The following is a 19,972-nucleotide window of genomic DNA, read 5'->3' on the forward strand; positions in this document are numbered from 1 at the left end:
GGTGGTAAAACATGAATCAGACCGTTCAATTTTTACAAACCAATGGCGGAGAAATGCTTTATAAAACATGGGAGCATTTATATATTTCTATCATCGCCGTCATATTAGGCATACTTGTCGCTGTGCCGCTTGGTATTGCCTTAACGAGAATGAAAAAAGGCGCCGGTTTGGTCATCGGCATTGTCAATATCATTCAGACCTTGCCGAGTTTGGCGATTCTCGCTTTTTTTATCCCGCTGTTAGGAGTGGGAAAGGTTCCGGCTATCGTGGCTCTATTTTTCTATTCCGTTTTGCCGATTCTCAGAAACACGTATACAGGCATTCTCGGTGTGAACAAAAATCTGCTTGAGTCAGGAAAGGGAATCGGCATGACCGCAGGCGAACAAATCCGCCTTGTTGAGCTGCCGCTCGCTGTGCCCGTCATTATGGCGGGTGTCAGAACATCAACGATTTATTTAATCGGCTGGGCGACACTCGCGTCCTTTATCGGGGGCGGCGGACTGGGTGATTATATTTTTATCGGCCTGAATTTGTATCAGCCTGAATATATCATCGGCGGAGCGGTGCCGGTCACGATTTTGGCGATTCTCATAGATTATTTGCTTGCGGTGACGGAACGAAAAGTCACACCTGATGGATTGCAAGGATTGAAGAATGTTTCATAAGGAGGTGGCTGTTGTGAAAAAGAAACACATCAAGCGGCTCGCGGGGCTTGCGTGTTTGTTTGTATTGCTGTTGAGCGGATGCTCGCTTCCGGGACTCAGCGCGGCGTCCGATCAGACGATTAAAATCGGCGCGCAAAGCATGAGCGAGTCGGAAATCATCGCCAGCATGCTTGGACAGCTGATCGAACATAACACAGATCTGAAAACAACAACGATAAAAAATCTCGGCTCCAATGCGGTTCAGCAGCAGGCGCTGATGAGCGGAGAAATCGATATTGCTGCGACCCGTTACACTGGGGACGCTTTGACAGGCACACTCAGAATGGATGCTGAAAAGGACCCTGAGAAAGCATTAAAGCTTACACAGCGGGAATTTAAAAAAAGGTACAATCTCAAATGGTATGATTCGTATGGCTTTGATAATACATATGCCTTTACCGTCTCAAAGGAGCTTGCAGACCGATACCATCTTGAAACGGTTTCAGATGTGAAAAAACAGGCGGCTGATCTAAAGCTTGGCGTCGACAACTATTGGATGAAGCGTAAAGGAGACGGGTATGAGGATTTCACGAAAACCTACGGAATGAAGTTCGGCGGAACATTCCCGATGCAAATCGGCCTCGTGTACGATGCGGTGAAAAACGGCAAAATGGACATCGTTTTAGCGTACTCAACCGATGGGAGAATTAAATCCTACGGCCTGAAAATCTTAAAGGATGACAAGCGCTTCTTTCCGCCGTATGACTGCTCTCCGGTCGTTCCCGAAAAAGTTTTGAAAGAGCATCCTGAGCTTGAAGGCATCATTCAAAAGATGCTCGGTCAAATTGATACGGAAACAATGCAGGAGCTGAACTACGAAGTGGACGGAAAGCTGAAAGAACCGTCAGTCGTGGCAAAAGAATACTTGCAAAAACACAATTACTTTGAATAAAGAAAGGGGATGCATCAAGTGAATGTGCTAGAACAGCTGATGGCGTACTATTCACAAAATGGAAGCTACGTCATGTATGAATTTTACCGGCACTTTCTGATGTCGGCGTACGGCGTGTTGTTTGCGGCGATCGTCGGCATTCCAGTCGGAATTTTCATCGCCCGGTATCGGCGCGTCTCAGGCTGGGTGTTTGCCGTAACGAATGTGATCCAGACAGTTCCGGCGCTCGCCATGCTCGCCGTCTTGATGCTTGTCATGGGGCTTGGCGCCAATACGGTGATCTTGTCTTTATTCCTGTATTCGCTTTTGCCGATTATCCGAAACACGTACACAGGCATTGTCAGCATTGAGCACGCGTACCTGGAATCAGGAAAAGCGATGGGCATGACGAAATTTCAGGTGCTCCGCATGGTGGAGCTTCCTCTGGCGCTTTCGGTCATCATGGCGGGCCTCCGCACGGCTCTTGTCATCGCCATCGGCATTACGGCGATCGGAACATTCGTCGGCGCGGGCGGTCTCGGCGATATGATCGTCAGGGGCTCAAACGCGACAAACGGAACCGCGATTATTCTGGCAGGCGCGATACCGACAGCCGTGATGGCGGTGGCTGCCGATCTGTTAATGGCATGGCTGGAACGCGCGCTCAGCCCTGTGAAAAAGAAAAAAAGGGTGCAGCCGAAAGGTGCGCAGCCGGCTGCATAAAAAAATGCCCCTCACGACATGAGGGGCATTTTTTGATCTTTATTAAATTGTAAACCGATTCATCCGTTCATTCAGCTCCTCGGCCAGCTTTTCCAGCTCTTCTGCATTCGATAAGATGTGGTCCATCGAATGGCTGGATTGCTCTGTAACCGAGAATGTTTCTTCAATGCCGGCTGCTGATTCTTCGGACACGGAAGCGATATTTTCAATTGACTGGTTGATCGTAATGGATTGGTCAGTTAAGTGCTTCAATCCGTCTGTTACTTCTTTTATACTGCCGGCCACAAGTGTGATGGATTGCTTGATATTATGCATGGCCTGGCCGGTTTCAGATAAATGCTGAGTTCCTTTTTCTACTTCGGTATAACTGCTCTCCAAGTATTGGATCGCACCGTGGATATCCTTCTGGGTTCCGTTGACAATCCGGGTGATGTCCTGAACCGAGCCAGAAACGCCGTCTGCCAGCTTCCTCACTTCCTCGGCCACCACGGCGAAGCCCTTGCCGCTTTCTCCTGCGCGGGCGGCTTCAATCGCGGCGTTTAACGATAATAAGTTCGTCTGCTCCGCGATGCCGTTGATCACTTGAACAAGCTTGTTTATATCTTGGGAGTGCTGTTCAAGTGCCCTTACTTTATGAACGGCTTCTTGGACAATGTGATGAATGGACTGCATTTGTTTTAATGATGTATCCATATTTTCATTTCCGCTGACCGCCAGTTCAAGAACATTTTGCGAGGTGCTGCTGATGGTCATTCCGTGATGATAAGCCTGATCAATGCTATCTGTGAATTCATTCATCGACTCGGCGATGGTAACGGCGTCCTGAGCCTGCTGCTCGGAGCCCTCCGCCATTTCATTCATCGTTTCTGTAATATGCTGGCTGCCTGATCTTGATTCATTTGTTGCCGCGGTTAAGACTTGTGAAGATGTGAGAACACGAGTTGAGATGTCTTTGGAGTATCCGACAATATCTCTTAGATTTCCCACCATTTTTTGAAGGGCTTCATTCAAATCCCCGATTTCATCTTTGGAGGTTAATCCCTCAATATCATTCGAAAGATCTCCTCCGGCAATTTCATTTGCCGCCTGCCTCATGTGAATGATTGGTTTTGCGATTTTTCGATTAATATAGACCCAAAACAGGACGCTGATCACAATGGCGGCCGCCAGAAGCAGTGCCGTTAATATCAGCCCTTTATGATAAATGTCGTCGGTTTCCTTCACTGCAGAATTGCTGCCCTCTTTATTCAAATTGACCAGCTGGCTGATTGATTTTTTCATATCCTCAAAGTTGGCTTCAGTTTGAACCAGTAATCCTCTTGCTTTGTCTATATCATTTGTCCGCCCGCTCTCAATGATTTGCGAGTGGATGTCAGAATAGGTTTTGACCTCGTTTGTCAGCTTTTCATAGATTTCCCGTTCTTTGGAGCTTGAGATGGTTTTTTCATACAGCTCAAGCTTATCATTGACCTCATTAAGCGTTGTTCCCATTTTCTTTTCAAGGGAGTCCATTTTATCTTTATCCTTATAGATCAGAAAATCCTTCTCTTGGGCTGAAAGGTGTTCGGTCAGGTAGTTAATCGTCGTAATCTCTTTGATTCCATCTATCCATTTTGTATTGATTTCATCTGTTTTTTTGATGATATGCTGCATGTTTAAGGCTCCCAAACCGCCAACAAGCAGCATAATGACCATCAGGGATATAAAAACAAGACTGAATTTGCGAGAAATCGTTAACCGCATCTAGGTGATCTCCTTTAAAAGTAATTTGATTAATGTATATATCGGCTGACGCTCGCATTTTTCACAGGACATTATCAATAAAAGATGAAAAAAGAAAAACGGCATATCCTCTGAAGGCAGAAGATTGCCGTTTTTCGTAAATGGTTATAAGGAGGGGTCAATCCATTCAGAAGACCATTTAGAAATTTCACTAAGAATGGGAGCTAACGCGTTTCCCTTTTCTGTTAAAGAATATTCTATACGAACAGGAGTTACCGGAATGACATCCCGTTTGACCACTCCTTCAAGCTCAAGTTCTTTCAGCCTTTCTGATAGAACTCTGCCGCTTAGATTTGGCAGTGCTGCTTCAATTTCACTAAACCGCTGCTGTCCATTTAATAGTTGAAAGACGATTAAGGCGACCCAGCGTTTACTCAAGATGTCGACGGCTTTCTCAAATCTAGGGCACATTTCTGATTGGTTCATACTTTTCACCTCGTCTAAAGCTATTATAACGCAAATAACGAGGGAACGTACGTATGGCGCTTGTTAAAATGAAGGGAATAAGCGGGAAAAACTGAATGATTAAGAAGAAGAGATGCGGTTTTTTGCTTCAGCGGCTAAAAAATCAAAGTATTTACTCAGGTTTTCAAGATCTTGTCTGGAGAAATACTGCCATTTTTTACAGTCGAAAAGGGAGAGGTGCTCAGCTTTATGGGCAACAGCTGTCTGGTATATGGAATAGATGGATTGATAGCCTTCAGGCGCTTCGCGGATTTCATCCGGAAAGGGAGTGATATGCCCTGCGGCCGCCATCAGGTTTTCGTATGGCATCTTTAGCGTATCCGCCAGTTTTCTGATTGTCGCAGGCTTAGGAATTCCCCGTTTGCCGTTTTCGATTCTCGAAATCGTCGCCGAGCTGACACCGGAGTAAATAGCCAGCTGGTTGACTGTTAAATGGCGTGCCTTACGAAGCGCTCTTAATTGCTCTCCGAACGCGGTCACTATTCTCACCTCGCTTTTTCTGTGTGGGATGGTTTGCGTTTACTCGTTATCAGTGCGTTTTTTCGCTTCATCTGATAAAAAGGCGAAATAATTATCCAGCATCACCAAGTCCTCTTTAGATAAATAATTCCATTTCTCCTTTTTGAGAAGTGACAGGTCTTCTAATTGATAGCTCTGAGCTTTTTCAATCAGCTTGCAGCTTGTGCTGTACGTTTCCCGGGCTTCGCGGATTTCCTCGATATACCCCGCTTTTTTCATGAGATCCTCATAAGGGATCTTTAAGGCTTCGGCCAGCTTTTTAATAGTAGCGGGTTTCGGCACACCGCGTTTGCCATTTTCAATTCTGGATATACCTGCGGCACTGACACCGGAATAGATGGCCAATTGATTGACTGTTAACTTTCTCTCTTCGCGCAGCGTTCTTAATTGTTCTCCAAATTCCATTTCGTTCACCCCGTCTCTCACTGTTACTCATATTTTAGTATGTTTGTTGACTAAAGGGAATAGCTGGACTGGAAATGTATTGACAAAAGTTAACAAAAGCCGTATGTTAAATATATAGAAAAAAGTTACTGAAGAACGGTAGGTGAGGAAAGTGGTAGAAAAGATACAGATTAGAAGAGATTATGTGCTGCAATATATGGTCAATAAAGACCTTTCGCTAAACCAGCTTGCTCTGGAGATCGGAATTTCCCCCGCCACACTAAGCCGCGTATTGAATGGAGAAAGACGGCCGGGACAGCTGGTCATCGGAAAAATGCTGTATTATTTTGATATGCGGTTTGAAGACCTTTTTTACTATGATTTTGTTGACAAAAGTCAACGGTAGATGAATACAGGACTGCCGGCTGTTATTTTTTTATGATGGGGATCGTGCGTGCGTTTTTTCCGGCTGAGGACAGGAAGCATACGTATGAATACAGCGTGACATGCCCAAGCTTTTCATGTAAAATAGAACATAATGTAGGCCAGTCAGTCTGGAGGTGTATGGAATGCACGCAGTTTTGATTACCTTGTTGGTTATCGTCAGTATTGCACTTATTATTGTCGTATTGCTTCAATCCAGTAAAAGCGCCGGTTTGTCAGGTGCTATTTCAGGCGGAGCGGAGCAGCTGTTCGGAAAACAAAAAGCAAGAGGGCTTGATTTAATACTACACCGCATAACCGTTGTGCTGTCAGCCTTGTTTTTCGTTTTAACGATTTCGCTAGCTTATATATTATAGGGCAATTCTTGTATAAGGTCTGATGTGAAGTCAGGCCTTTTTTCTCGTTTCGGGCAATTCGTTCCGGGCGTTTGTTTCTTATGATATTGTGGAAAACTAAAATGATCGTGCAGAAGAAAAGGAGTTATGAGCATGAAAGTTGTGACACCAAAACCATTTACATTTAAAGGCGGAGACAAAGCGGTGCTTTTGCTGCATGGCTTTACAGGGAATACGGCGGATGTCAGAATGCTTGGCCGTTTTCTCAATGAAAGGGGCTATACATGCCACGCCCCTCAATATGACGGACACGGCGTTCCTCCCGAAGAACTGGTCCATACAGGTCCTGAAAACTGGTGGAAGAATGTCATGGATGGATATGAATATTTGAAATCGGAAGGATATGAAAGCATTGCCGCTTGCGGGCTGTCGCTTGGAGGGGTTTTTTCGCTGAAATTGGGTTACACTGTACCCATAAAGGGAATTGTTCCTATGTGCGCGCCAATGCATATTAAGAGTGAGGAAGTCATGTATCAAGGAGTCCTTTCGTACGCGCGCAATTATAAAAAATTTGAAGGAAAAAAACCGGACCAAATTGAGCTGGAAATGAAAGAATTCGAAAAAACGCCAATGAATACGCTGCAAGCGCTGCAAGAACTGATTGCCGATGTGCGTAAAAATGTCGATATGATTTATTCTCCTACCTTTGTTGTTCAGGCACGGCATGACCATATGATTAATACTGAAAGTGCCAATATCATTTACAACGAGGTTGAAACAGACGATAAGCAGCTGAAATGGTACGAAAATTCCGGCCATGTGATTACTCTGGATAAAGAACGGGATATCGTGCATCAAGACGTGTATGAATTTTTAGAAAAGCTGAATTGGTAACAAACAGGAGGTTGGATAATGGAAAAAGAAGCATTTATGGATAAACTTCTCTCCTTCATGAAGGAAGAGGCATATAAGCCGCTTACCGTTCAAGAATTGGAAGAGATGATGAATATTACGGATGCCGATGAGTATAAAGAGCTGGTAAAAGCTTTAGTCGCGCTTGAGGAAAAAGGGCTTGTCGTAAGGACAAGAAGCGACCGCTACGGTCTTCCGGAAAAAATGAATTTAATAAAAGGAAAGCTTTCAGCGCATGCGAAAGGGTTCGGCTTTTTGCTGCCGGAGGATACATCTTTAAGTGATGTGTTTATACCGCCGACTGAACTGAACACAGCGATGAACGGCGATATTGTCATGGTCCGTCTCAATTCGCAATCAAGCGGTTCAAGGCAAGAAGGAACCGTCATCCGTATTTTGGAGCGGAGCATTCAGCGGGTCGTCGGAACCTACACAGAAACAAAGAGCTTCGGCTTTGTCATTCCGGACGATAAAAAAATCACAAGTGACATTTTTATTCCCAAGCATGCCAATCATGGAGCGGTGGAAGGACATAAAGTGGTTGTCACACTGACGAGCTATCCTGAAGGGCGGATGAGCGCTGAAGGAGAAGTCACAGAAATCCTCGGCCACAAAAATGATCCGGGCATTGATATTCTGTCTATTATCCATAAACACGGCCTGCCGGGCGAATTCCCGGGAGAAGCGATGGAGCAGGCAAACAATACGCCTGATACAATTGATGAAAAGGATCTGAAGGACCGCCGTGACCTGCGCGATCAAATCATTGTCACCATTGACGGCGCGGATGCGAAGGATTTAGATGACGCCGTGACAGTGACTAAGCTTGAGAACGGTAACTATAAGCTTGGTGTCCACATTGCCGACGTCAGCCATTATGTGACGGAGAACTCTCCGATAGATAAAGAGGCGCTGGAAAGAGGAACGAGCGTTTACTTAGTCGACCGGGTGATTCCGATGATTCCGCACAGATTGTCAAACGGCATCTGCTCATTAAATCCGAAGGTGGACCGCCTGACACTATCCTGTGAAATGACAATCAACAAGCAGGGACAAGTCGTCGAGCACGAGATCTTCCAGAGCGTCATCAAAACGACAGAGAGAATGACATATTCAGACGTGAAGAAGATCCTTGTTGATGACGATGAAGAGCTGAAAACAAAATATGAGCAGCTTGTTCCTATGTTTAAAGACATGGAAAAACTCGCCGAAATTCTTCGCGGCAAGCGAATGGAGCGCGGAGCTGTAGATTTTGATTTTAAAGAAGCCAAGGTGCTGGTTGATGAAGACGGAGCCGCAAAAGATGTCGTAATCAGAGAGCGGTCGGTTGCTGAAAAACTGATCGAAGAATTTATGCTGGTTGCGAATGAAACGGTCGCCGAGCATTTTCATTGGATGAACGTTCCGTTTATTTACCGGATCCACGAAGAGCCGAATGCTGAAAAACTGCAAAAGTTTTTGGAATTTGTCACTACATTCGGTTATGTTGTGAAAGGAACGGCGGGCAATATTCATCCGCGGGCGCTGCAAAGCATTCTTGACGCAGTTCGTGACAGACCTGAAGAAACCGTTGTATCAACTGTTATGCTTCGTTCGATGAAACAGGCGAAATATGATCCGGAAAGCCTTGGGCACTTCGGGCTGTCTACGGAATTTTACACTCATTTCACCTCGCCGATCCGCCGCTATCCGGATTTGATCGTGCATAGATTGATCAGAACGTATTTGATCAATGGAAAAGTCGATGAAGCAACGAGAGAAAAATGGGCTGAGCGCCTGCCGGAAATCGCCGACCATACGTCGACAATGGAACGCAGAGCTGTGGATGCAGAACGTGAAACAGATGATCTGAAAAAAGCGGAATTTATGCTTGATAAGATCGGTGAAGAATTTGACGGGATGATCAGCTCCGTAACCAATTTCGGAATGTTCGTCGAGCTTCCGAATACAATTGAAGGGCTCATTCATGTCAGCTTTATGACGGACGATTACTATCGTTTTGATGAACAGCATTTTGCCATGATCGGCGAACGGACGGGTAATGTCTACCGCATCGGCGACGAGATTACAGTAAAGGTTGTCGATGTCAATAAAGAAGAGCGGAATATCGACTTTGAAATCGTCGGTATGAAGGGAACGCCGCGCCGTCCGAAAGATACGGATAACCGGAAAAAACGCGGAAAACCGGCCAGAAAGCGCGTATTAAACACCAATACACCTGTATCCCCGCCCGCATCGGAGGAAAAAGGGGAATGGTTTACAAAGCCAAAGCCGAAAAAGAAAAAGAAAAAACGAGGCTTGCAAAACGCGCCTAAGCAAAAACGCAAAAAGAAGAAATAAAACGAAGAAGCAAATAGGGCCGGCGGCTCTGTTTGCTTTCTTTCGCAAACTGCATTTTCATTGTCGATAAGCGTCTCATTTGTTAGAATAGAGCGTATCGCACAATGGACAGTTTTTCCTTTAGAGAGAGGGGGTTCTAGGGGCATGCCAAAAGGATCTGGAAAGGTATTATCTCAGAACAAAAAAGCAAATCACGATTATTTTATAGAAGAAACATATGAAACCGGCATTGTTCTGCAAGGAACGGAAATTAAATCCATCCGCGCCGGCCGTGTCAACTTAAAGGATTCCTTCGCAAAAATCGAAGGGGGCGAAGTGTTTCTTCATAATATGCACATCAGCCCATACGAACAGGGAAACCGTTATAACCACGATCCTCTGCGGACAAGAAAGTTATTAATGCACCGAAAGGAAATTAATAAACTGATCGGTCTGACGAAGGAAAAGGGATATTCGCTTGTCCCGCTGAAGCTGTACTTGAAAAACGGCTTTGCCAAAGTGCTGCTTGGCCTTGGAAAAGGGAAGAAAAATTATGATAAGCGTGAAGACCTGAAACGTAAGGACGCTAAGAGAGAAATTGAAAGAGCGTTCAGAGACAGCCAAAAAGGCTTCTAAAGCGCAAAGCTTGATCCGAAAATCGGCCTTGTGTTATACTAATTTCACATCATGATAGCAAGTTCTTTTTGGAATAATTGCCAATTGAATTAGGCTGAGATCATGATATAATATGAATGTAGCCAGTGAGCAAAAGTTTGATATTTTTCCCGTATTCCCTTACAAGGGGACGTTACGGATTCGACAGGGATGGATCGAGCTTGAGTCGCGAGCCGAGAGGCGATCTCGTTAACACGCACCTAAATATAACTGGCAAAACTAAAAGTTTTAACCAAAACTTAGCACTAGCTGCCTAATAAGCGCAGCGAGCTCTTCCTGACATTGCCTATGTGTCTGTGAAGAGCACATCCAAGTAGGCTACGCTTGCGTTCCCGTCTGAGAACGTAAGAAGAGACTGACAGACTAGCTCTCGGAAGGCCCGCCCGCAGGCACGAAGATGAGTGAAATCCTAATATGCAGGCTACGCTCGTAGACGCTTAAGTAATCGATGTTTCTGGACGTGGGTTCGACTCCCACCGTCTCCATACATAAGACCTAGACCGCAGTGTTATCAAAGCTTTCAAAGCTTTCGACGGCACTGCGGTAACTTTTTTGTAATAAAATTCTTCAATCTCCTTCTGTGCTGATGGGGAAAGGTGGCTGTATGTATTTAATGTTTCATCCACTTTTCTGTGTCCCATTCTTTGAGATGAAGCGTGAATAAAAATCATCCAAATCCCCAATAATCATGATTAAACTGACGCAATTTTTTGGCGTTTTTTTTATGCCTATATGATGTTTTCAAAATCTCCATCATCCCACGTTATGCGAGTAATTCGCATTTTCTCGCGCCTTTGTGCAGAGATGATCTCTTTAAATTCCTCAAACTTTCAAAAAACCCATAGCATGATGTTCTTGGTCTTGTGAAATCTCAGCGGAAAATTAAATACAGCTGGTAACGTGGTGTGAATTTTTTAATGAAATCATTTGCATACTTATCTAGAATTTTATGTTGATATATCATGACTTTTTTATGAGTGATGGATTCAAGCTTAGATCACCAAACTTGGATGAGATGATTAAAGAGGATGTTCTGGATAATAATAAACAGCCGACTTTTTTCGACGTGCTCTATACCAAGTGAAATCACTGTCAACTGGTTCTTTAAAAGTTATATCAGAGAAATTTCTCTTCTTAAATAAAAATTTAAATTTTACCTCAAATGGGCACATTGTGGGTGTTGGGAGAACATAGTGTGACAGGATTATCGTACCATGCCGGAGACACAAGAGGAGTTGTGAAAGATGGAGGGAATCTCTGTAAGAGTACTATTCTATATATAGCTCAAGCCACAAGAAGAAAGCGCTGATTTTCAACTCTTCTTGCGGCGTTAAACATTTAAAGATTATTGTACTGTGACATATACCTTACCAAGAACAGACCTATCTTGCTTTAATAAAGTAATTGTAGCCTTACCCTTACTTACACCTTTCACTACTCCTCCCTGTGTTACAGACGCCACACCGCTGGAATCAGATGAATAGTAATATGCTACTGGGTTAGAAATGTCTTGTGTCTCTCCAACCTTTAATGTTATCGAATAGTCTTGAACCTTGATTGGGCTAGAGACAACAATAGGTTTAGCTTTCGGGACCGGAGATGAGTTCATTTCTTTTGCAGATGCTGCTCCGCTAACCGACAAAGCTAATGCGGAAATAGAAAGTGCCGAAATTACAGTTTTTTTGAAATTCATGTTAAAACACTCCTTAAAAATTTTTTGGTGTTGCATAGTATATATTAGACGTTTGTAATTATTTTCCTTGTAAATATTTGTTAATCTTCTGTGAACAAATTAAAAAGTGCTAATTGGCAGGCTTGAGCTTCATGAAAAAACGATACTATTCTATCTATGGTACCTATGGGGCTGCTGGTGTTCACTATGATGCAGCGCGGTTATTTCACAACCTCAATAAATAAGTCCAAGATGGAGAAGTCTTCGGACACTAACCACTGCACAGTGGTTAGTGTCCGTTTTTTTGAAGCAGAAGAAAAAAGCCCGCTGAGAAGCAATAGGAATGCTCTAAACACTTTTGGAGAGAGCTCATGGGAAGTTGACAGGAAGTACGGAGGATTTAAACGGAAAATTAAACATTTTCATTCATCAATTGAAGAATCCGATAATCGCTGTTTGGATGTTAAAGATGACTGTAATTATTTCTGTTGTAGAGCTTAACGATTCCGCTGGAGTTATGCTTTCTTGAAAAAGCTGATAATAAAATAATTCAGGCACCAAAAGGTACCTATATCACTTTAAAGTGCGTACTTTTCATTGCTGTGCGGTTCTCTCATAATAATGATAAACCTCAAATATTTTTCAATGTTTCACTCTTCTTGTTTTTGTAAATAAATAAAACGAGTGAAACATGAAAGTGAGACTAAAAACGGAGGGATTGTCAATGGATCTTCATGTAAAGGGAAAAACAGCTCTGGTTACAGGTTCCACCTCTGGAATCGGAAAAGCCATTGCCGCTTCATTAATTGCAGAAGGGGCAGTTGTCATTGTAAATGGACGCCGTGAGGAAAAAGTGAATGAAACGATAAATGATATAAAAGAACAATATCCCGCTGCCGTCCTTCACCCGGCAGCATTCGATTTGGGGACCGAAAAAGGATGTCGTGATATTTTTGAGAAATTTCCGCACGTTGATATTCTTGTGAATAACCTGGGTATTTTTGAACCGAAAGAATACTTTGATATTACAGATGAAGAGTGGTTTCGATTTTCGAAGTAAACATGATGAGCGGGGTCCGCCTCACAAGGCAATATCTCAAACAAATGATTGAGCAAAAGGAAGGCAGAGTCATTTTTATTGCCAGCGAAGCAGCGGTGATGCCTTCTCAGGAAATGCCTCATTATAGCGCAACAAAAACTATGCAGCTTTCGCTTTCCCGCAGTTTGGCAGAACTGACAGAAGGAACAAATGTCACTGTTAATACCGTTATGCCGGGGTCTACGTTAACAGAAGGTGTGGAAACCATGCTGCAATCGCTTTATCCGAATGAGAATCTGACTATTGAAGAAGCGGAAAAACGCTTTATGAAAGAAAACCGGCCGACTTCTATCATTCAAAGACTGATCCGCCCGGAAGAAATCGCACACTTTGTCACCTATTTAAGCAGTCCGCTTTCCTCGGCGATAAATGGATCGGCCCTGCGGATAGATGGCGGCTTAGTCCGGAGTGTTTTTTAAACAGAAGATAAACATCCTTTCTCTTAAAAGAGAAGGGTTTTTTTTATGTAATAAAATTGAATATCACCTAAAAATGGGTTATAATTTCGGTACTGAAATAGTTTTTAAAGTACCAATGAGCGAGGTGATTCTCTCTGGAGAAAAGAATGATAGCCGAAACCGTACGGCTGATTCAGCAAAAAGGTTTTACATTTACAATGGATGACTTGGCAAAAAGCCTGGCGGTGAGCAAGAGGACGCTTTATGAGTTTTATCCGTCGAAGAATAAACTAGTTGAAGCGGTCATTGCGCAATTCATAGCTGAAATGAAGAAAAGTGAAGCAGAGATTTATGGAAATGAGGAACTCGACGCGCTGGAAAAAGTGAAAAGGATACTTATCGGGCTTCCAAAGGAAATGGAACTGCTGAATATGGGGCTTCTGAACGAACTGAAGAAATATTATTATGATGCATGGCTCACGTTAGATACTTTCATGAAAGACGAATGGACGATTATTTTAGAGTTATTAGATAACTGCCATAAGCAAAACATGATCAGGGAGGTGAATACATCTCTCTTTATCCAAATGTATTTGGGTAGCATTAATCAAGTATACGATCCTGATTATCCGCTCAAAAACCAAATGACAACCGGGGAAACCCTAGAGTCGATTGTCGATATTTTGTTTGAGGGCATATGCCGAAAAGAGAAATAGAGAGGCGGAAAGGTATGCATTGGATTTATTTATGTTTGGCGATTTTGTTTGAAGTCGCAGGAACGGTAAGTATGAAATTTTCGGTGGGATTTTCCAAGCTCTTGCCTAGCATGTTATTAGTATGCTTCTACGGGGGAAGTCTTTTTTTCCTGACTCTTACTTTAAAATCAATTGAGGTCTCGGTGGCGTATGCTGTATGGTCCGGGATGGGAATTGTTTTGATATCAATGATCGGTTTCTTGTATTTTAATGAACAGATGAGCGTGATCAAAATGGTTTCTATAGGGCTCATTATCGTTGGGGTTGTATCTCTAAACTTAACGCATAATGATAGTGACCATCCACAATCAATGAGTATAAGCGGGGAGTAAGATGAAATATATAAAATCGTTTTTTCTTATTACGGATATTGGTTTTATTTTATACTGGTTTGTTTCATGTTTTCATTTTATTCCAAAAAGTTGGGCCTTTAAACATTATGATGATGCTTTCATGATAGCTTGGAATTGGTCCTTTTTTCCCTTGGATATTTTGATTTCAATAACCGGTTTGACCAGCTTCTATCTTTATCGGAGAAAGATTGCTGCTTGGCGGCAGTTGGCGCTCATTTCTCTTGTCCTTACATTTTGTTCAGGTCTTCAGGCGCTTGCGTTTTGGATTTTTATAAAGGATTTTGACCTTATTTGGTGGGGGGTTAATCTATATCTTTTAATCTATCCTTTATGTGTCATGAAGGTGCTGTTCACCGGAAAATATGCTGAAAAGCAGTACTGATAAGTGCTGTTTTTTTAAACATATAATTTGTACACAAACTATATGCCTACTACATAAAATAATAATATAAGCGAAAGGATCAGCTATGCTATCTCATGCGGAAGAATTGATTGGATACAATATTAAAACAAGCCGGCGGATCATTCGATTTTTAGCCATTCATTTAAAAGAAGACGGGATTACTCCTGAACAGTGGACAGTCTTGAAACGTGTCGGCGAATCCAGGGGCATCAGCCAAAAGGAGCTGTCAGCACGGGCGGATAAAGACCAGGCGACCTTGACGAAAATTTTGGATCTGTTAGAAAAGAAGAACTTCATTCGGCGAGAAGCAAATCCGAGGGATCGGCGCTCTTTTTTAGTGGTGCTCACTGAAGCGGGTGAAGAGCTAAAGCAGAGTCTCATTGATAAAGTGGAGATTCTATTCGCAGGTTTGCTTGAGAATACGTCTGATGAGGATCTGGCAGTGTTTCTGGGCATACTAGATCGCATAAACGGGAACATAGCCAATAATACGACGAGTTAAGAAAAGGATTTTGTAAATGAATAAGTACTCAGAAAAGGATAATGAAACAAAACAAAGAGTCGCCCCTGCACAGCCGGTGCCAAGCGGAATAAAGGATGTCTTCCTTATAAATGCGAATCCTCTGCCTTGGAAACGGGCGGTTGGGTCGGGCATTGCTTCAGGTTTTCCGATTTTCATCGTCGCTTTGCTCGGCCATGTTGATTATGGTCTTGCGGCAAGCATTGGCGGTTTTGCTTATTTATACACCGGGGGGGAACCGTATACAAAGCGTGCGGTGAAATTGCTGCTCGTCGCGATCGGTCTTGCGGTTTCCTTTGGATTGGGGACGCTGTTAGCAGGCACGTTTTGGAGTATGGCAATAGTGCTGGGACTGATTGGCGCGGCGGCGGTTTTTACCTTCGGCGCATTTGGGATACAGGGGCCGGCTCCGATGTTTTTTGTGCTTGCGTTTTTGGTGAGTTCCGGCTTGCCTGTCGATCCTTCAGAAGCGCCGTTAAGAGCGGGCCTCGCGTTTTTAGGGGGGCTTTTTGCGTGGATAATAGCAATGCTCGGCTGGCTGTTTGACAGACATGGACCGGAAACCGCGGTATTGCAAAAAACATATCGGCAGCTTGCAGCCTGCCTTTCAGCAGTGGGCACGCCGAATTTTCACTCCGCGCAGCACCAGACGGTTCTGATGCTGAGAACAGCCCGCCTGACCGTGTTGGGAAGAGGAAACAAACGCAAATATTCCCGGCATACGGAGCGCTTGATTCGCCTGCTCCAAAAAGCGGAGGACATGTTTATGGCGATTATTCACTTTTCCGCTGAGGCGCCTAAAGCCGATACTGAAGAAATGGTTACCGCCATTCGCAATGTGGCAGATCTTCTGGGATATTCAAAGGTGGCTGCGGAAATCAAGCTGCAGCCATCAAAACATGAAACAGAAGCACATGAAAAGCTCTATGGAGAAATCAATGCGGTATTGCTTGCCGCCTCAGAACAGCTTGATGATCCGTTAAGCGCAGAGCCAAGCCGTGTGCAATCGGCGGGTTTCTTTCTCCGCAACGCTTTTGACTGGCACTCACCTGTATTGATCCGAGCGTTAAAGTACGGAATCGTGCTTGCGGCGGCAGCGCTGTTTGCCAATGCGCTCGGTTTTCACCGCTCCTATTGGATTCCGCTTTCCTCAGCGGCGGTTATGCTTGGCACGACAGTCGTATTTACGTTGCATAGGGCGATTCAGCGCTCAATAGGTACGGTGCTTGGCATCATGTTAGCCAGCGTGATTTTGTTTTTGAAACCGGAGGGCATGTATATCGCTTTATGTGTGACCGTACTGCAATTTCTTTTGGAAATGTTCATCGTCCGCAACTACGTGTTGGCGGTGCCTTTTTTGACGGCAAACGCCTTGATCATTACTGAGAGCATGCATGCGGATATCGCTGTCTCATATTTTATAACGGCTCGGCTGACGGATGTCGTTTTAGGAAGTGTAATTGGATTTTTAGGAGCCATGCTTTTGTGGAGGCGTTTTTCTTCAAATCGGCTGCAGGAATTGTTAAGTGATGTCATTCAGCAAGAGGGCCGGTATTTGCAAAAGCTCCTTTCTTTTGAAGAGGCAGGACAGGAAGCGGATGGTCATAAACTGAGAGTGAGTTTGGTGAAGCTGAGGGATTTGTTTGATACATCTCTCGGAGAATATCCGAAAACAAATATAGATAATCTGTGGCCGGCGGTTGCGGGAGCGCAGCATTTAGGGTATTTCTTAATCTCGGCGTCAAACCATCGGCGGCACAAACCCGTTTCAAAAGAAGAACTGAATCGCCTGAAAGAACTGTTTGACAGCATGGCGCAAGCTGCTCTGAAAAGAGAGAAGCCGATAGATACAGAGGTGCCGCGCGTCGAGAGCTATCCGCGAATCAGTGAGGAATTATCGGCGATGTATCAAGGGTTAAGAACCGCTTATGAGCGTTAAGCTCAATGCGGTTCAAATAAATATACTAATTTCGAGGTATTATTCTTGCAAAAGCCTTTCGGTGTAACTATAATAATTACAAGATAAAGAAGTATAAAAATACATACATATTTCATACTAATCTTGTGTGTAATTTGAAAATGAAAGGGCTGTTAAAACATGGCAAAAGTACTTTATATCACCGCTCATCCGCATGATGAAGCAACATCATACAGCATGGCAACAGGTAAAGCATTTATCGATTCTTATAAAGAAGCGAATCCGAATGATGAGGTTGTACATATTGACCTGTACAAAGAAAACATTCCTCATATTGATGCTGACGTATTCAGCGGATGGGGCAAGCTTCAATCAGGTTCAGGCTTTGAAGAGCTTCCGGAGAACGAAAAAGCGAAAGTCGGACGTCTTGCGGAGCTTAGCGATCAATTTGCCGCAGCTGATAAATACGTGTTTGTAACACCGTTATGGAACTTCTCATTCCCGCCGGTTATGAAAGCGTACCTTGATTCAGTAGCAGTAGCAGGCAAATCATTTAGATACACAGAACAAGGTCCGGTCGGTTTATTAACTGATAAAAAAGCGCTCCACATTCAAGCACGCGGAGGCTATTATTCAGAAGGCCCTGCGGCTGACATGGAAATGGGCCATCGCTACATCGGCATCATGATGAACTTCTTCGGCGTTCCTTCTTTTGACGGCTTGATTGTCGAAGGTCATAATGCTGAGCCTGATAAAGCGCAGCAAATCAAAGAAGATGCAATCGCCCGCGCGAAAGAAGCAGGTAAAACATTCTAATATACAGAAAATCCTCCTCACGTCATGTGAGGAGGATTTATTTTATTGTTCAATTGTAATGGTGCGCTTCTCTTCACTGCTCTTTATCGCCGCATCAATGATACGAATCACGTTAATGCCTTCTTCCGCTGTAACCGGAAGCGCATTGCCTTCCCGTATGCTATCCGCTATTTTTTCATAGTAGTTCAAATAAGAGCCATTAACTGATGGGATCGTTTCTGTTTTCCGGTCATCTCCGTGAACGGTTGTTAATTCTCCGTAAAACGCCGGGTCATCCGCTCCCCAGTTGTCATCAACCGGTTTTTCGCCTGCTCTGAGCGCGTCCTCCTGCCCGTCAATACCGTATTTAATAAAGCTTGAGCGCTGGCCGTGGATTTGATAGCGCGGACCGTTTGCCGCAGCGATCGAACCTGCATGAAGGATAACTTGAAGCTTGCCGTAATGCAATGTCATATGAAAATAATCAACTGTTTCGGCGTTTTCCCTTTGTGCCGTTACGTTTGCAGTCACAGCCTGCGGCATGCCGAATAAGTGGAGTGCCTGGTCGATAATATGAGAGCCAAGGTCATATAGGGTGCCTGTGCCGGCTCCTTGTTTTTCTCGCCATCTTTCTTGAACTTTGGGTTTATAACGATCATACGAAACCTGATATGTATTAATGTCTTCAAGCTTTCCCTCGTGAATCAGCTTTTGAATCGTCAGAAAGTCATTATCCCAGCGTCTGTTGTGATAGACGCTCAGCAATACGCCTTGTTCCTCTGCGATCTGTTTCAGCTCTTCTCCTTCTTCCGCTGTTGCCGTCATTGGTTTTTCAATCACAACATGCTTTCCTGCGCGAAGACATGCCTTTGCGTGTTCGTAGTGAAGCCCGCTCGGAGTAGTGACGATGACAAGCTCAATGGCAGGATCACCCGTAATGTCTCCAATATCATGGACCACCTCAGCTTCCGGCAAATCCCGTTTCACTTCTTCTGTCCGCGATGTCATGACTTTACTGATATGAAACTGATCGAGAACAGTAAGAAGCGGTGCGTGAAACACTGAGCCTGAAAGCCCGTACCCCAAGATTCCAACCTGAATTGTATTCACATTTGTTCCTCCCCTATAGAGCACTTGAATAATGATATATACCCTTTTTGCCATTTGGTAAAACCTAGCACCGGAATTTTTTTAATTTCACAAATTTAGACATAGGGTTCAACAGTAAGTATAATGGGAACTAATCAAAAAAATCAGAGGTGTACGCATGGAAAAACATACTGACCATAAAACATTAAATCATAAAAGTTCAAACGATAAAGAACAAATCACAAACCGCTTAAAACGGATTGAAGGGCAAGTAAGAGGCATTCAAAACATGATCGAAAACGATCGTTACTGTGTAGACATTCTGGTTCAAATTTCAGCCGTTCAGGCGGCGATGCAAAAAGTTGCCCTTCATTTGCTTGAAGATCATACGCATCATTGCGTGTCAGATGCAATCAAAAGCGGTGACGGAGAGCAAGCCATTACTGAGCTTCTTGATGTGTTTAAAAAATTCGCGAAAGCTTAATGAGTGTGCCTATTGATATACCCTACAGGGGTATGGTAGACTGAAATCGGAATAAGAAAACAGGGAGGAATATAATCATGGAACAAACAACAATAAAGGTAGAAGGAATGTCCTGTCAGCACTGCGTCAAAGCAGTTGAAAGCAGTGTGGGGGAGCTGAACGGCGTAAGCGCGGTTCATGTCAACCTTGAAGCGGGGGAAGTCGATGTGTCCTTTCATGCCGATCAAGTTTCATTGAAAGAGATCACCGATGCCATTGAAGACCAAGGCTATGACGTAGCCGGCTGATCCGCCTATCGCGCTTTTTATTCTGGCGCGATTTTCTTTCATTTTCATATACCCCCTGGGTGTATC

At 43.9% G+C, this 19,972-nt stretch carries 22 protein-coding genes, 1 other RNA gene and 1 pseudogene; 18 read left to right on the forward strand and 6 right to left on the reverse strand.

Annotated elements, in window-relative coordinates:
• Window positions 1-11 precede the first annotated feature (11 nt).
• Genes AXI57_RS03535 through AXI57_RS03545 form a run of 3 tightly spaced genes read left to right on the forward strand, consistent with a single transcriptional unit; the run spans window position 12 to window position 2,298 of the window.
• Complete coding sequence (locus tag AXI57_RS03535; protein ID WP_010789951.1) at window positions 12-665, forward strand: ABC transporter permease; 654 nt, start codon at window positions 12-14, stop codon at window positions 663-665.
• Entirely contained in the window at window positions 655-1,596 is a 942-nt protein-coding gene (opuBC, locus tag AXI57_RS03540; protein WP_420796650.1) for a choline ABC transporter substrate-binding lipoprotein OpuBC, read from the forward strand. Before AXI57_RS03535 ends, opuBC begins: the two co-directional genes overlap by 11 nt.
• 18 nt (window positions 1,597-1,614) lie before the next feature.
• Window positions 1,615-2,298 (forward strand): ABC transporter permease, encoded by a 684-nt coding sequence (locus tag AXI57_RS03545; protein ID WP_003326901.1) that lies wholly within the window; start codon window positions 1,615-1,617, stop codon window positions 2,296-2,298.
• Window positions 2,299-2,340: 42 nt separating this feature from the next.
• On the opposite strand, the gene AXI57_RS03550 is transcribed toward AXI57_RS03545, so the two are convergent.
• From AXI57_RS03550 to rghR, 4 genes are all read right to left on the reverse strand, one after another.
• Entirely contained in the window at window positions 2,341-4,041 is a 1,701-nt protein-coding gene (locus AXI57_RS03550; RefSeq protein ID WP_061669254.1) for a methyl-accepting chemotaxis protein, read from the reverse strand.
• 144 nt (window positions 4,042-4,185) lie between these two features.
• Complete coding sequence (locus AXI57_RS03555; protein ID WP_003326903.1) at window positions 4,186-4,506, reverse strand: winged helix-turn-helix transcriptional regulator; 321 nt, start codon at window positions 4,504-4,506, stop codon at window positions 4,186-4,188.
• Window positions 4,507-4,605: 99 nt separating this feature from the next.
• Window positions 4,606-5,025 carry a helix-turn-helix domain-containing protein gene (locus AXI57_RS03560; RefSeq protein ID WP_003326904.1) on the reverse strand — a complete coding sequence of 140 codons (420 nt, stop codon included), beginning with the start codon at window positions 5,023-5,025 and terminating at the stop codon, window positions 4,606-4,608.
• Window positions 5,026-5,064: 39 nt separating this feature from the next.
• Window positions 5,065-5,469: a transcriptional repressor RghR gene (gene rghR / locus AXI57_RS03565; RefSeq protein ID WP_003326905.1), complete on the reverse strand. Its 405-nt coding sequence runs from the start codon at window positions 5,467-5,469 to the stop codon at window positions 5,065-5,067.
• 196 nt (window positions 5,470-5,665) lie between these two features.
• Here rghR and AXI57_RS03570 point away from each other — a divergent pair, with 196 nt between their 5' ends.
• From AXI57_RS03570 to ssrA, 6 genes are all read left to right on the forward strand, one after another.
• Window positions 5,666-5,854 carry a helix-turn-helix transcriptional regulator gene (locus AXI57_RS03570; protein ID WP_087941799.1) on the forward strand — a complete coding sequence of 63 codons (189 nt, stop codon included), beginning with the start codon at window positions 5,666-5,668 and terminating at the stop codon, window positions 5,852-5,854.
• Window positions 5,855-6,017: 163 nt separating this feature from the next.
• Window positions 6,018-6,248 carry a preprotein translocase subunit SecG gene (gene secG, locus AXI57_RS03575; RefSeq protein WP_003326907.1) on the forward strand — a complete coding sequence of 77 codons (231 nt, stop codon included), beginning with the start codon at window positions 6,018-6,020 and terminating at the stop codon, window positions 6,246-6,248.
• 132 nt (window positions 6,249-6,380) lie between these two features.
• Window positions 6,381-7,121 (forward strand): alpha/beta hydrolase, encoded by a 741-nt coding sequence (locus AXI57_RS03580; protein WP_061669255.1) that lies wholly within the window; start codon window positions 6,381-6,383, stop codon window positions 7,119-7,121.
• Between the two features lie 18 nt (window positions 7,122-7,139).
• Window positions 7,140-9,479 (forward strand): ribonuclease R, encoded by a 2,340-nt coding sequence (gene rnr, locus AXI57_RS03585; RefSeq protein WP_061669256.1) that lies wholly within the window; start codon window positions 7,140-7,142, stop codon window positions 9,477-9,479.
• Between the two features lie 144 nt (window positions 9,480-9,623).
• Window positions 9,624-10,094: an SsrA-binding protein gene (gene smpB, locus AXI57_RS03590; protein WP_003326910.1), complete on the forward strand. Its 471-nt coding sequence runs from the start codon at window positions 9,624-9,626 to the stop codon at window positions 10,092-10,094.
• Window positions 10,095-10,259: 165 nt separating this feature from the next.
• Window positions 10,260-10,621: a transfer-messenger RNA gene (ssrA, locus tag AXI57_RS03595) on the forward strand.
• An 857-nt stretch (window positions 10,622-11,478) separates the two neighbouring features.
• Here ssrA and AXI57_RS03600 read toward each other — a convergent pair.
• Window positions 11,479-11,826 carry an Ig-like domain-containing protein gene (locus AXI57_RS03600; RefSeq protein ID WP_035175287.1) on the reverse strand — a complete coding sequence of 116 codons (348 nt, stop codon included), beginning with the start codon at window positions 11,824-11,826 and terminating at the stop codon, window positions 11,479-11,481.
• Between the two features lie 703 nt (window positions 11,827-12,529).
• On the opposite strand from AXI57_RS03600, the pseudogene AXI57_RS03605 reads away from it, so the two are divergent.
• The 7 genes and pseudogenes from AXI57_RS03605 to azoRB all read left to right on the forward strand — a co-directional run bounded on the left by AXI57_RS03605 (window position 12,530) and on the right by azoRB (window position 18,067).
• Window positions 12,530-13,323, forward strand: a pseudogene (locus AXI57_RS03605) (SDR family NAD(P)-dependent oxidoreductase).
• Window positions 13,324-13,457: 134 nt separating this feature from the next.
• On the forward strand, window positions 13,458-14,018 hold the full coding sequence (locus tag AXI57_RS03610) for a TetR/AcrR family transcriptional regulator (RefSeq protein ID WP_061669257.1): 561 nt from the start codon (window positions 13,458-13,460) through the stop codon (window positions 14,016-14,018).
• A 14-nt stretch (window positions 14,019-14,032) separates the two neighbouring features.
• The gene (locus AXI57_RS03615; RefSeq protein WP_003326913.1) at window positions 14,033-14,389 is read left to right on the forward strand and encodes a DMT family transporter; all 357 of its coding nucleotides are present in this window, start codon (window positions 14,033-14,035) and stop codon (window positions 14,387-14,389) included.
• A 1-nt stretch (window position 14,390) separates the two neighbouring features.
• On the forward strand, window positions 14,391-14,792 hold the full coding sequence (locus AXI57_RS21545; protein ID WP_061669258.1) for a Loki-CTERM sorting domain-containing protein: 402 nt from the start codon (window positions 14,391-14,393) through the stop codon (window positions 14,790-14,792).
• Window positions 14,793-14,877: 85 nt separating this feature from the next.
• Window positions 14,878-15,315 carry a MarR family winged helix-turn-helix transcriptional regulator gene (locus AXI57_RS03625; protein ID WP_061669259.1) on the forward strand — a complete coding sequence of 146 codons (438 nt, stop codon included), beginning with the start codon at window positions 14,878-14,880 and terminating at the stop codon, window positions 15,313-15,315.
• A 16-nt stretch (window positions 15,316-15,331) separates the two neighbouring features.
• On the forward strand, window positions 15,332-17,272 hold the full coding sequence (locus AXI57_RS03630) for an FUSC family protein (protein WP_061669260.1): 1,941 nt from the start codon (window positions 15,332-15,334) through the stop codon (window positions 17,270-17,272).
• A gap of 159 nt (window positions 17,273-17,431) precedes the next feature.
• A complete protein-coding gene (azoRB, locus tag AXI57_RS03635) occupies window positions 17,432-18,067 on the forward strand; it encodes an FMN-dependent NADH-azoreductase AzoRB (RefSeq protein ID WP_061570692.1) in 636 nt (211 codons plus the stop codon).
• Between the two features lie 42 nt (window positions 18,068-18,109).
• Here the strand turns inward: azoRB and AXI57_RS03640 are convergent, their stop codons facing one another.
• Window positions 18,110-19,210: an oxidoreductase gene (locus tag AXI57_RS03640; RefSeq protein ID WP_081112741.1), complete on the reverse strand. Its 1,101-nt coding sequence runs from the start codon at window positions 19,208-19,210 to the stop codon at window positions 18,110-18,112.
• A gap of 103 nt (window positions 19,211-19,313) precedes the next feature.
• Between AXI57_RS03640 and csoR the strand changes: the two genes are divergently transcribed.
• Together csoR and copZ are read left to right on the forward strand one after the other, a co-directional pair.
• Window positions 19,314-19,619, forward strand: a complete 306-nt coding sequence (gene csoR, locus AXI57_RS03645; RefSeq protein ID WP_003326920.1) for a copper-sensing transcriptional repressor CsoR — start codon at window positions 19,314-19,316, stop codon at window positions 19,617-19,619.
• Between the two features lie 77 nt (window positions 19,620-19,696).
• The gene (gene copZ, locus AXI57_RS03650) at window positions 19,697-19,906 is read left to right on the forward strand and encodes a copper chaperone CopZ (RefSeq protein WP_010789932.1); all 210 of its coding nucleotides are present in this window, start codon (window positions 19,697-19,699) and stop codon (window positions 19,904-19,906) included.
• The last annotated feature ends 66 nt before the right edge of the window (window positions 19,907-19,972 follow it).

It is taken from the genome of Bacillus atrophaeus, from assembly GCF_001584335.1.
GTDB lineage: Bacteria > Bacillota > Bacilli > Bacillales > Bacillaceae > Bacillus > Bacillus atrophaeus.